This window comes from Legionella sp., from assembly GCF_965140895.1.
Taxonomy (GTDB): domain Bacteria; phylum Pseudomonadota; class Gammaproteobacteria; order Legionellales; family Legionellaceae; genus Legionella.
On the sequence record NZ_CBCSKT010000163.1, the window covers coordinates 43,374 to 56,315 of the forward strand.

Below are 12,942 nucleotides of genomic sequence, written 5' to 3' on the forward strand. Positions count from 1 at the left end.
TATTTTAACCGAGTAAAGGCAAAATTTCTTTTTTTATGGCAAGTACTATAGAATCAATAACTTTCAAGATATGTAGCCTAATGCAGGGAGAATATTAATGTTTGAAAATCTGTCCAATTATCGACATGCTGACCCGCTTTTATGGCAGGGAAGAAAAGATACCCCCAATGCTGAACGTTTTTTCCAAAAAATAACTTTTCCCACGCAACAAACCGATTTAATTAGCAAAGAGAAGAAAACCGTTTTTGTTGGCTTTGCTAGCGATGCTGGAGTACGACGTAACCTGGGTAGACCAGGGGCAAAACTAGGTCCTGACCAAATAAAAACTCAATTAGCAAAGCTCCCTTGCTCCAATAACAAAGTTTATGTCGACTTAGGAAATATTGTCTGTGAACAGGATGAGCTGGAATTGGCACAAAGCCAATTTGCTAGTTTGATTAATTTTTGCCATCAACAGGGACACCAAACCATTGCTCTAGGTGGGGGGCATGAAATTGCGTGGGCACACCATCAGGGGCTAGCAGCGAATTACACGCGATTGGGTATTATTAATTTTGATGCGCATTTTGATTTGCGCCCTTACCCCAAAGATCAACTTGGAACCTCAGGAACTCCTTTTTCACAAATTGCCGCCTGGTGTGAAGAAAATCGGCGTAAATTTGATTATTGTTGCCTGGGTATACAGCAGATGGGGAATACTCCTTCGTTGTTTCGTCGTGCAGCAGAATTAAATGTACGTTATTTAACAGCAGAAGATATTTATGAGAAAAGTCTTGCCTGGCATTTGGCTTTTCTTGATGATTTTATGCTGAATCTGGATCATATTTATTTAACTATTTGTCTTGATGTTTTAGCTGAATGTTTTGCCCCTGGGGTAAGTGCCCCGCAGCCATTGGGGCTAACCCCTTGGCAAATATTGCCACTCTTGAAATACATCATGCAAAGTGGCAAAGTAGTCAGTTTAGACATTGCAGAGCTTTCGCCGCCTTTGGATCAGGATCAAAAAACGGCCAGACTGGCAGCGCTTATTATCGCAGAATTGCTGCACACAATTTAAAGGAGTTATTTCATGAAGAAAACCGTACTTTGGAGTGCCTTAGCTACTCTAATTAGCACTCAAGTATATGCTGCTGATCCAACGCCACCAGCAACTCCGCCTGCCACCCCACAATCAGGACCTAGTGCAGTTCCAGCAGCTCAGATTCCCTCAGCCCTCGCACCTAGCGTGGTTATTGATTGTAATTATAAAATTCCGGCTCAGGTTAAAAGCGTTGAACAATCTGTTGTTTTAGCGTGGTCAGAAAAAGCGGCAATTCAGTCATTTAGTTTTGAACCCAATACTTTAGATGCACAAATGCAAAAATTACAGACCTGTTTTACTGAACAAGGTTGGACTGGTTTTAGTAGTGCATTGCAAAAGTCAGGTAATATCGAGGCGATTAAATCCCAAAGTTTAAAGGTCAGCAGTCATGTTGATGGGCAAGGGTTTATTACTGATGCGAAAGATAATCAGTGGAAGGTCACTTTGCCTTTAGTCGTGGTTTATCGGAATGAGAAAGAAAAAGTTAGTCAATTGTTGAGTGTTGAGTTAACGGTTAATCGTAAACCGACTGGGGATCTGGGAATTACCCAAATGATTGCGACTCCACGCGGTACTGTTACTACGAAAAAACCTGTGCTGGTAAATAACCCAGAGAATACCAATCTTGATACTCGCCCACCAGCTGAGAATACTCCTAATGCTCCGCAAAACCAGCCCGTTATAGGTAAGCCTAATTAATCAGGCCTGTCACTGCATCCCGTATTACGACTGTGTCTAATACGGACTACGTTCAAACCTTCAGAGTAACCTGGTTGCAAGCAACCAGGTTACTCTGAAGGACGTAGCCCGATACAGGTTTTATGTGCATTATTTAAAATAACTGAGCATTGGAACGACTCACACCATTTTGGTCTGAGTAAGCCAAGATGATTACTTTAGTACCAATCTTCATAAAGTTTTCATTTAACCATTTTGCTGCACTTGGGAACACCCTTACGCAACCATGACTAGATGGGCGCTCTGGAACATCATAGGCTGCATGAATAGTGAATCCTTGATAGAAGTACATGCAGTACGGCATTTTAGCTCCACCGCGTGTATCTACAGGATATTCTCCTGAACGACAGTTAATACCTTGCTTGTTATAAACACGGAACATACCAGTTACTGTTCTGCATGACTGACTTGAGTTTTCTTCACAAGTATCAACCCCAGCAGAACCTGCTCCCGTTAATAAGCGATTGCCATCTTCATCATAAGCAGCCCATGCAGATGCTTTAGGATCGAACACAAAACGCTTTTCACCAGTTGCTTTAATTTTCATCGGAAAATAGCTACGTCCACGTTTGTCTTTGGTGTAATGAATGGTTCGGTGCACATAACCTGCATCATCGGTAATTAAAGTAGATTCATCTAAGTCTACGCAGGATGTTAACCCAAGGCATAACAGCAAACCGGCCCAAAATAACTTCTTCATTTAGACATTTTCTCCAAAAAATAAATCTCCTTCCTGCAAGAGAAGGATTAACGTACATCAATTAAGTCTGAGCGTGATGCTAAGACTTGGTTCAGAACCCTATTCGACCCTCCGCGGCATGTCCGTGGAATCCAGCAATGTAGCAAGATTTCAGGCTCCCGCAGACAAGCTGCGGGAAGTCGATAGAGCTAACATCTTATTCACCTAACAGCAATATAAAACACTCTTAAGATTCTAACTTTTTGTATTTAATCCGCGAAGGTCTATTTGCAGCATCACCTAAACGGCGTTTTCTATCTGCTTCATAATCACTGTAGTTTCCTTCAATAAAGACAATTTGTGAATCACCTTCAAACGCCATGAAATGGGTACAAATTCGATCCAAGAACCATCTATCATGCGAAATAATCACAGCGCAACCAGGAAAGTTTAACAGTGCCTCTTCCAGCGCACGTAAGGTTTCAACATCCAAATCGTTACTGGGTTCATCAAGTAGTAAGACGTTACAACCACTCTTTAGCAATTTTGCTAAATGTACGCGGTTGCGCTCTCCCCCAGAAAGTTGGGACATTTTCTTTTGCTGATCAGTTCCTTTAAAGTTAAACCGTCCAACATAAGCACGCGAAGGCATTTGGAAACTACCCACCTGCATAATATCGTGGCCATCGGAAATTTCTTGCCAAACGGATTTATTCGAATCTAATTCATCGCGAAGCTGATCTACATAAGCCAACTGTACTGTCTCACCAATGCGAATAGTACCGCTATCAGGCTGCTCCTGACCAGTAATCATTTTCAAAAAGGTTGATTTACCAGCACCATTTGGACCAATGATACCCAAAACACCGCCCTTAGGTAATTTGAAGTCAAACTTATCAATTAAGATTCGGTCACCGAATGCTTTAGTAATTTGCTCGCCTTCGAATACTAATTCACCTAAACGCTCACCTGGTGGGATATAAATTTCATTGGTTTCATTACGTTTCTGGAACTCTTTAGAATTCATCTCTTCAAAACGTTGTAAACGCGCTTTATTCTTAGCATGACGTCCTTTCGGAGAAGTACGTACCCACTCTAACTCAGCCTTAATCGTTCGTTGATGCGAATCTTCCTGTTTCTTTTCCATTTCTAAACGAGCTTCTTTTTGCTCAAGCCAAGCGGTGTAATTACCTTTATAAGGGAAGCCTTCCCCTCGGTCTAATTCCAAGATCCACTCAGCGGCATTATCCAAGAAATATCTATCATGCGTAATCGCAACTACGGTTCCTGGGAAGCCTTCTAAATAATGCTCTAACCACGCTACTGACTCGGCATCCAAATGGTTAGTTGGCTCATCAAGTAGTAACATATCAGGGTTAGAAAGTAATAAACGGCATAACGCAACACGACGGCGCTCTCCTCCAGACAGATTGCGAATAATCGCATCCCACTCAGGTAGTCTTAGTGCATCAGCTGCGATGTCCAGCTTTCTATCCAGGTCCCAACCGCCGCCAGCTTCAATGACGTTTTGTAACTCGCCTTGTTCAGCAAGTAACTGATTCATTTCATCATCGCTCATTGGCTCAGCAAAACGCATGCTGATTTCATCGAATCGCACTAAATGCTGCTTCATCTCAGATACGCCCTCTTCAACAATGTCGCGCACCGTTTTATCCAAATCGAGCTGTGGTTCTTGCTCCAGGTAACCAATTTTAATACCTGCTTGTGGTCTTGCCTCACCCTCAAACTGGGTGTCTACTCCTGCCATAATACGTAACAGCGTGGACTTACCAGAACCGTTCAACCCCAACACACCAATCTTTGCGCCAGGAAAAAAACTTAATGAAATATCCTTTAATATAAACCGCTGGTTTTCAACAATTTTGCTGACACGATTCATGGTAAAAATATATTGTGACATAAAAACTCCGCTTTATTTAAAGACTATGTAAATAGCCCCTACTCTATAAAATCTTAGGTCCAGTCTAAAATAACCTTTCCAGATTGACCTGATGCCATAATTTGGAATGCATTTTGGTAGTCATCTACTGGAAAATGATGCGTGGTTACCGGTGAAATATCTAGTCCACTTTGTAACATGGCAATCATTTTATACCAGGTTTCAAACATTTCACGACCATAAATACCTTTAATAACTAGCCCTTTAAAAATTACCTGGTTCCAGTCAATTGGGGTTTCTTGTGGCGGAATACCTAACATTGCAACATGACCACCATGAGTCATAGCTTTCATCATTTCATTTAAGGCTAATGGGTTACCTGACATTTCCAAGCCTACGTCAAAACCTTCAATCATGCCAAGCTCTGCGACAACATCAGAAAGTTTTTCATACTTAACGTTCACCGCACGGGTAACACCCATTTTACGTGCCAAGTCCAGACGGTAATCATTCACATCAGTAATCACAACATGACGCGCACCAATATGGCGAACGATTGCTGCAGCCATAATACCGATAGGACCTGCTCCGGTAATTAAAACATCCTCACCCACTACATCAAAAGACAAGGCGCAATGAGCTGCATTACCAAATGGATCAAAAATCGATGCTTGCTCATCTGTAATATTGTCAGGAAGAACGATAACATTCGAGGCCGGCAATGCTAAATATTCAGCAAAACATCCAGGGCGATTGACACCAACACCTAAAGTATTGCGACATAGGTGGCGTTTGCCTGCACGACAATTACGGCAATAACCACAAGTAATATGCCCTTCACCAGAAACGCGTTGACCAACACTCAAACCTTGAACTTCCTGGCCTAAAGCCACGATTTCGCCCACAAACTCATGTCCTACAGTCATAGGAACAGGAATAGTCGCTTGCGCCCAATCATCCCAAGAATAAATATGAATATCAGTACCGCAAATCGCTGTTTTCTTAATTTTAATTAAAACATCATTAACGCCGTATTCAGGAATGGCTACATCTTCCATCCAAATTCCAGGCTCTCTTTTAGCTTTGACTAATGATTTCATTTAATTACCTCAAAATAGTGAATTATTCTTCAGTCGCTATGGTGCGAAGACGCTCCAATATAATGTCCCTATTTATATAACCGAAAACTCTTTACCTACTGTTTCAAATGCAGCAATAGCTTTATCTAAATGGTGCAACTCATGTGCTGCAGACATTTGCGTACGAATACGTGCTAAACCTTTAGGCACCACGGGATAAGAAAAACCAACTACATAAATACCTAATTCCAGCAAACGATTAGCCATGCGTCCAGCCAAGCTAGCATCTCCTAACATCACCGGAATAATTGCATGCTCACCTGGTATTAACTTAAAGCCTAATTTTGACATTCCTTCACGGAAATATGTACTGTTACGCTTTAATTTTTCTGATAAATGGCTATCTTTCATTAAATTATCTAAAACCACGCAGGAAGTATGTGCAATCACTGGAGCAAGGGTATTAGAAAATAAATAAGGTCTGGAACGCTGACGCAACCACTCAACAATCGTTGCATTTGCCGAAGTATATCCACCCGAAGCGCCGCCTAAAGCTTTGCCTAAGGTACCAGTAATAATATCAATGCGCTCACTAACGCCAAAATGCTCAGGAGTACCACGACCTGTTTTCCCCATAAAACCAACGGCATGCGAATCATCTACCATAACCATCGCATCATACTTGTCTGCTAAGTCACAAATAGCGGGGAGGTTCGCAAGAATACCATCCATAGAAAATACGCCATCGGTAGCAATCAAACGAAAACGCGCACCTTTTGCTGCAATGAGCTGATCTTCTAAGGCGTTCATATCATTATTTGCATAACGATAACGCGCAGCTTTACATAAACGTACACCATCGATAATACTGGCATGGTTCAAGGCATCACTAATGATCGCATCTTCTTCACCCAATAAGGTTTCAAAAAGACCAGTATTCGCATCAAAACAAGAAGAATATAATATAGTGTCTTCTTTACCTAAAAACTGGCTAATTTTTTGTTCCAGTTGTTTGTGTGGTGCTTGAGTTCCGCAAATAAACCGTACTGAAGCCATACCATAACCGTATTGCTCAAGTGCTTTTTGTCCTTCCGCAATTAATTGAGGATCATTTGCTAAACCTAAGTAATTGTTCGCACAAAGATTAATCACTTCTTTATGATTTACGGTCACATCAGCCTGTTGTTGACTATCAATGATACGCTCTGATTTGTAGAGTCCTTCACTTTTCAGCTGTTCTAATTCGCCTTGCAAAAAATCGCTAAATTGGTCAAGCACGGTTCTCTCCTATACATTAACTTAGAAACAACAGTTGCATCGCTCCTTATCAAGCAAACAATACATTTGCTTTTTCGAAGTGAATTACGATAAATTTGCGGATCATAACAAACTTTAACCACAGTCACCACGAAATTAAGGATTCGGACATTATTTCTTAGCACATAAGCTAATTTTTTGCTAAGATGGTCGCAGAGTTTTAACCCATTAAACACAATGAATACGGTAGAACAAATGAGTTATCAAGACGCACGCACGAACATGGTTAAACAACAGTTACGAACTGGTGATGTTTTAGAAGAGTCAATTCTGAGCTTGTATGATTTAATACCAAGACATGAATTCGTCCCTGAGCAATATACTCAGTTTGCCTATTCAGATATGCAAATTCCTCTAGAGCATGGCCAGCGTATGCTTACTCCATTGGAAGAAGGGATCATTCTTCAGTCTTTAGAACTTAAAGGTACTGAAACGGTTCTTGAAGTGGGTACAGGTAGTGGTTTTTTTACTGCATTACTGAGCAGATTATGCAAACAAGTAATTAGCGTAGATTACTATTCTGAATTTACTGCGAATGCAGCCCGTAAATTAAAAGCGCATAATTGTGACAATGTAGAATTGATTACTGGCGATGCCTGTCAGGGTTGGTTAGAAAAAGCTCCTTACGATATTGTTATTTTTACTGGCGCTGTAGAAAAGTTAACTGAAACCCATATGTTGCAAGTATTACCAGGCGGAAAATTATTTGCAATTGAAGGAAACATGCCTGTAATGAAAGGTGTATTACACCAATTAGATCACCAAGGAAATTGGCAAAAATCAATGCTTTTGGAAACAGGAATTCCTTTATTAATTGATAAGCTCAAGCCAAAAGAATTTACATTCTAAATCAAGAATTAGTATTCTGCCATTAAGTCATTATCGGTCATTCCTGTCAGTGTGGGAATGGCCATAATTGCTAACTAAATGGCATTAGGTGATAAGAAAAAATTATTCAACACAAAGCCGCAGGAAGACGGACTCTGTATTTTTAGGGTGAATCTTATAATGAAAAAGCTGCTGTTCTGCTCTCTCATAACCATGGGACTGTCTTCATTTGCTTATGCAACAGACTTAATGGATGTTTATCAACAGGCCCTTGCAAATGATCCGATTTTCAAGAATGCCTATGATACGTACATGGCCAATGCAGAAGCAGTGCCTCAAGCACGAGCTGCATTGCTTCCACAACTCACCCTTTCTGGCCAGGGAAATCGTAATTATTTTGAATATAATTCCTCAGCCTTTGGAGCTACTACCCAATATTATAATTCCGCAGTTTGGCAAGTAACCGCCTCGCAAGCATTATTCAATTATGAATCATGGGCTAAAGTACGCCAAGCCAAAGCCTATGTTAAAGCAGCACAAGCCACATTTAACGATTCAGCACAAGATTTAATTTTGAGAACGGCAAAAGCCTATTTTGATGTGCTTTATGCGCAAGACACTTTAGAATTTGCCGAAGCGAAAAAAAGAGCCAACAAACGCCAATACGAGCAAGCGCAACAACGTTTTCAAGTTGGTCTGGATGCAATTACCTCCGTTTATGAAGCTAAAGCCGCCTATGATCAATCTATAGCTACGGTTATTGCCTCTCGTAATAATAAAATAAATCAGTATGAAAATTTAAGAAAATTAACCAATCATGTTTATGAGGCATTAGCCCCTCTGCGTGATGGTAAAATCCCGCTGATAAGACCTGAGCCGAACAACGTTAATGTTTGGGTCGATACCGGCTTAAAGCAAAATTACAAATTATTTGCCGCAAAATATAATCTTGACGTAGCGCGAGAAAACGTCAAAGCGCTTTCAGCAGGTAACTGGCCTACCATTGCGATTCAGGGAAACAGTGCTCAAACCTTTAACCAGGTGACTAATGCTGACAATAACCCCCTGCTTCCAAAAAACCAGAAACAAGCGAATGTAGCCTTAGCCTTAAATTTCCCTGTTTTCCAAGGAGGATTGGTTCGTTCCCAAACACGCCAAGCTCAGCATAATTTCCAAGGAAGTAGCGAGCAAATGGAACAAGCTTATCGCAACGTGGTCGTGAATAGCCGTATCGCATTCAATACGATCATTGATGGGATTAGCAAAGTAAAGGCGGATAGACAAACAATTATCTCGCAACAAAATTCATTAGAAAGTACCGAAGCCCAATTCGAAGTAGGTACCCGTACCATGGTTGACGTAGTAAACGCACAACAACGTTTGTTCGAAGCCCAACAGCAATTAGCTAATGATCAATACAACTTGATTAATTCTGTTTTGACTTTAAAATACTTTGCCGGTTCATTAAATGTTAATGATCTGCAACTCGTCAATTCATGGCTGGCAACGATGCGCGTTAACACTCATATCGCCAGTAAGACAAGCAAATAACAAGGTTTTATCATGTCCAATCCGTCTCAAGTTGAAAAAAAACTACTGCATTACACTGGCAAAGCCATTGCAGATTTTAATATGATCCAGCGCGGTGACCGCGTAATGGTCTGTTTATCAGGAGGCAAGGATTCCTTCACGCTGTTAACTATTCTTGATCAACTACGTCGTCGTTCAGGTAATAAATTTGAACTGTTTTCATTTACTTTGGATCAAGCACAACCTGGCTGGGATGACTCAACACTGCGCCAATGGCTGGCTGATCGTTCCATTAAACATGAAATTTTGACACGAGATACCTACAGCATCGTGAAAGAAAAGGTTCCCGAGGGTAAAACCTATTGTTCTTTATGCTCACGCTTACGCCGGGGTATTATTTATCGTTATGCAGAAGAAAATGGCTATAACAAAATTGCTTTGGGTCATCACCGCGATGATTTAATCCGTACATTAATGATGTCTATTTTATATAATGGTGACCTTCGTTCTATGCCACCCAAACTGCTAAGCGATAATAAAAAGCATATCGTCATACGCCCATTAAGTTATGTACAAGAAAAAGATATTATTACTTTTGCCAATGAACAAGCGTTCCCGATCATTCCTTGCAATCTTTGTGGCTCCCAAGAAAATTTAATGCGTAAAAAAGTAGCGCGTTTAATTGATCAGCTTGCCGAGGAAAACCCCAAAGTTCCAAGCAATATTTTGCATGCATTACAAAGTATTAAGCCAAGCCAGCTAATGGATCAAAGCATGTGGAATTTTAAAAACTTAGAGCATGAGCTGATTACTGAAAACAGAAACGAAGCAGATGAACTTTTTTCTGCGGAAGAATTTGAAACATCTGAAGAATCTTAAGCGAAGCATCCCTCATTTTTTCCTGCTGTAACCTGGTTGCGAGCAATGCGAGCAACCAGGTTTTCAATTTAATTTCTCTAACATCACTTAGACCAAAAGCATCTCGATGTATTTAAAAAAAGCCAATGTAACCTGAATACAACACCGTGAAATCCGTAAACCATGAACGTTACGAACTCTTTTGGGTGTAAAGCCAACAACCCAAGCCAATCTTAACAAAACCGTTACATAATAGTTACGTTTCTGTAACATTTATGTTTCAATAGCTTACACTTTAGTCTAAAATTACGGGGCTTATAAAAGTAAGTAACTTAAAGCAGGCTCTGATAAATAATTTTCAATATAGGATACTATTCATGCTAGCAGAAACGATGTTTGATGTACGTAAATTTCGAATCTACGCCAAACGCTATTTAAAGTTTGATCTAGTCGCAGGGATAGTCGTATTTCTAGTGGCAATTCCACTCTGCTTAGGAATCGCACTCGCTTCCGGAGCCCCACTATTTTCAGGAATCATAAGTGGTGTTATTGGAGGAATTATTGTAGGTGCATTAAGTGGCTCACAAGTCAGCGTGAGTGGTCCCGCTGCAGGGATGGCCGCCGTTGTAGTCACCGCTGTTGCCCAGATAGGAGACTTCAATTCTTTCCTATTCGCCCTAGTTCTTGCCGGTATGCTGCAAGTTATTATCGGTAGCCTAAAAGCGGGGTTTGTTGCGGATTATGTTCCCTCAAATGTGGTGCAAGGTTTACTTTGTGCAATCGGTATTTTATTAATTATCAAAGAATTACCACTAGCCTTTACTCACTCTAGTGATTTTAATGAACTGAAAACCCACTTAATGGAAACTACGGATGTCATTACCTTAAGTCCCCTGCTCACCCTCTATAATCACCTTAATAACGGAGCAATGATAATTACACTCTTTTCTTTAGCCATTTTAATCTACTTTGATAAAACCAAAAATAAAGTGCTTAAGGAAATACCCGCTCCAATTATTGTAGTAATTCTGGGTGTACTCTTAAATGAAGTATATATGTGGGCTGACTCTGAATTGATGCAAGATACGCCTCAATTGGTTAATATTCCCCATAGTGAAAGTGTCTCAGACTTTATTAGTAAATTAGTACATCCTGACTGGACTGCATGGAGTAATGCCAAAGTCTATTTTTACGGGGTTATTATTGCCATTGTCGCATCACTTGAAACCTTACTTAACTTTAAAGCAGGGGAGCGTCTGGATAAACAAAAACGTCATGCCTCTACTAACCGTGAATTGGTCGCTCAAGGTGTGGGAAACGTGACCGCAGGTCTACTCGGTGGGATCCCGATTACATCAGTGATTGTACGAACTTCGATTAACATCCAAGCTGGTTCACGAACTAAAATGTCCATCATTTTACATGGAGTATTTATTCTTTTTGCCGTGATGTTAATTCCGGGAACGCTTAACAAAATCCCCTTATCCTCATTAGCAGCAATTCTCATTTACACAGGATATAAATTAAACAAACCCGACATTTATCGCGCAATCTATGCTCAAGGTATCGATCGCTTCATTCCCTTTATTGCGACGGTTATTAGTATTATTGTATTTAATCTTTTGATAGGTATTTTAATCGGTCTGGCCGTAAGCTTATTTTTCATCTTGAAATCAAATAGCCAAGCACGTATTGATATTATTAAAGAGATTTATCCTAATGGAATAACCAGCCGACTGATACTGCCACAGCAAGTAACATTCTTAAACAAATCAACGTTAATTGCAGAACTTGACTCAATTCCCAATGGTTCTCAGTTAATTATTGATGCTCATTATACTCAGTATATTGATAAAGAAATTTCTGAACTACTGAAAGAGTTTAAAGAGGAACAAGCACCACTGAAGCAAATTTCAACAAACCTGACCGGATTCAAAGAGCATTATAAAATTCATAATTATATTAATTTTATTAATGTCACTACTTATGATGTGCAATCTCACCTATCCCCATCGCAAGTACTTAACATCTTAAATGAGGGAAATAGCCGCTTTCTAGCTGATGAGCGCATTCACCGATTAACTCATCTTGATGTTCAATACACAGCAAAAGAACAACATCCAATTGCTATTGTATTAGGTTGTATTGACTCACGGGTACCTGTAGAAACCATTTTTGATATGACTTTCGGTGATATTTTCTGTGTGCGTGTTGCGGGTAACGTAGTTAATGACGATGTTCTGGCCAGTATCGAATATGCCTGTAATATGGTTGGTGTTAAGCTAATCGTTGTCTTGGGTCACACACGTTGCGGCGCAATTCAATCTGCGTGTAATGGCGTAGAGCAAGGACATATCACGCAATTGCTAGCCAAAATAAAACCGGCAATTAATGCCGAAACAGAAACCACATCAAATCGTAATGGTCAGAATTCCCATTTTGTGAACCACATTACTGAGCTAAATGTAGCGAATACTTTGCAAAATATTTATGAGCGCAGCCCAGCAATCCAAGACATGATTGAAAAGGATGATGTTGCCGTTGTTGGGGCTGTTTATAATGTTCAAAGTGGTGAAGTACACTATAGTGATTATGCAAAAGAACTTGCACAATTAGATGGTGATAAGAATACTCATTTAGCTTCTAAAATCGCTCAAGTATTAAAGGATGCTAAAGTACACCATTAAAAGCAAGCTGGGCTGTAAAGCCCAGCAAACACGTATCGTTTATGCAAAATTAGCAGTCAGCGAAACAGTGGTATGATTACTGCTATAAATACTTCCACGGTTGAAATGAGAAGTCACTCCCTACCAACGCAACCAATACAACGCGTTGCTTGGTAACCTATCTCAGCGCAGGCTTTCATTGAGGCGGTATACAAAAAAACGAATACTCCTGTAACTAACCTTAAAAATCAAGAAAAACAGTATCC

General features: G+C 40.2%; 10 protein-coding genes. 6 read left to right on the top strand and 4 right to left on the bottom strand.

From position 1 onward, the window contains the following. The first annotated feature begins 97 nt into the window (after positions 1 to 97). Positions 98 to 1,057: a formimidoylglutamase gene (gene hutG / locus ACQY7T_RS14630; protein WP_428414275.1), complete on the top strand. Its 960-nt coding sequence runs from the start codon at positions 98 to 100 to the stop codon at positions 1,055 to 1,057. A 12-nt stretch (positions 1,058 to 1,069) separates the two neighbouring features. Beyond that, positions 1,070 to 1,780 (top strand): DotI/IcmL family type IV secretion protein, encoded by a 711-nt coding sequence (locus ACQY7T_RS14635; protein ID WP_428414276.1) that lies wholly within the window; start codon positions 1,070 to 1,072, stop codon positions 1,778 to 1,780. 133 nt (positions 1,781 to 1,913) lie between these two features. On the opposite strand, the gene ACQY7T_RS14640 is transcribed toward ACQY7T_RS14635, so the two are convergent. From ACQY7T_RS14640 to ACQY7T_RS14655, 4 genes are all read right to left on the bottom strand, one after another. Next, the gene (locus tag ACQY7T_RS14640; protein WP_428414277.1) at positions 1,914 to 2,519 is read right to left on the bottom strand and encodes a L,D-transpeptidase; all 606 of its coding nucleotides are present in this window, start codon (positions 2,517 to 2,519) and stop codon (positions 1,914 to 1,916) included. 226 nt (positions 2,520 to 2,745) lie between these two features. After that, a complete protein-coding gene (gene ettA, locus ACQY7T_RS14645; protein ID WP_428414278.1) occupies positions 2,746 to 4,419 on the bottom strand; it encodes an energy-dependent translational throttle protein EttA in 1,674 nt (557 codons plus the stop codon). Between the two features lie 53 nt (positions 4,420 to 4,472). Then, the gene (gene tdh / locus ACQY7T_RS14650; RefSeq protein WP_428414279.1) at positions 4,473 to 5,498 is read right to left on the bottom strand and encodes an L-threonine 3-dehydrogenase; all 1,026 of its coding nucleotides are present in this window, start codon (positions 5,496 to 5,498) and stop codon (positions 4,473 to 4,475) included. A gap of 72 nt (positions 5,499 to 5,570) precedes the next feature. After that, positions 5,571 to 6,755: a glycine C-acetyltransferase gene (locus ACQY7T_RS14655; RefSeq protein WP_428414281.1), complete on the bottom strand. Its 1,185-nt coding sequence runs from the start codon at positions 6,753 to 6,755 to the stop codon at positions 5,571 to 5,573. A 234-nt stretch (positions 6,756 to 6,989) separates the two neighbouring features. Between ACQY7T_RS14655 and ACQY7T_RS14660 the strand changes: the two genes are divergently transcribed. The 4 genes from ACQY7T_RS14660 (at position 6,990) to ACQY7T_RS14675 (ending at position 12,697) form a co-directional block, all read left to right on the top strand. Further along, positions 6,990 to 7,643: a protein-L-isoaspartate O-methyltransferase family protein gene (locus ACQY7T_RS14660; RefSeq protein ID WP_428414282.1), complete on the top strand. Its 654-nt coding sequence runs from the start codon at positions 6,990 to 6,992 to the stop codon at positions 7,641 to 7,643. Between the two features lie 159 nt (positions 7,644 to 7,802). Further along, positions 7,803 to 9,173, top strand: coding sequence for a TolC family outer membrane protein (locus ACQY7T_RS14665; protein WP_428414283.1), 1,371 nt, complete (start codon positions 7,803 to 7,805; stop codon positions 9,171 to 9,173). A 12-nt stretch (positions 9,174 to 9,185) separates the two neighbouring features. Further along, a complete protein-coding gene (gene ttcA / locus ACQY7T_RS14670) occupies positions 9,186 to 10,031 on the top strand; it encodes a tRNA 2-thiocytidine(32) synthetase TtcA (protein ID WP_428414284.1) in 846 nt (281 codons plus the stop codon). Between the two features lie 356 nt (positions 10,032 to 10,387). Continuing rightward, on the top strand, positions 10,388 to 12,697 hold the full coding sequence (locus ACQY7T_RS14675; protein ID WP_428414285.1) for a bifunctional SulP family inorganic anion transporter/carbonic anhydrase: 2,310 nt from the start codon (positions 10,388 to 10,390) through the stop codon (positions 12,695 to 12,697). The last annotated feature ends 245 nt before the right edge of the window (positions 12,698 to 12,942 follow it).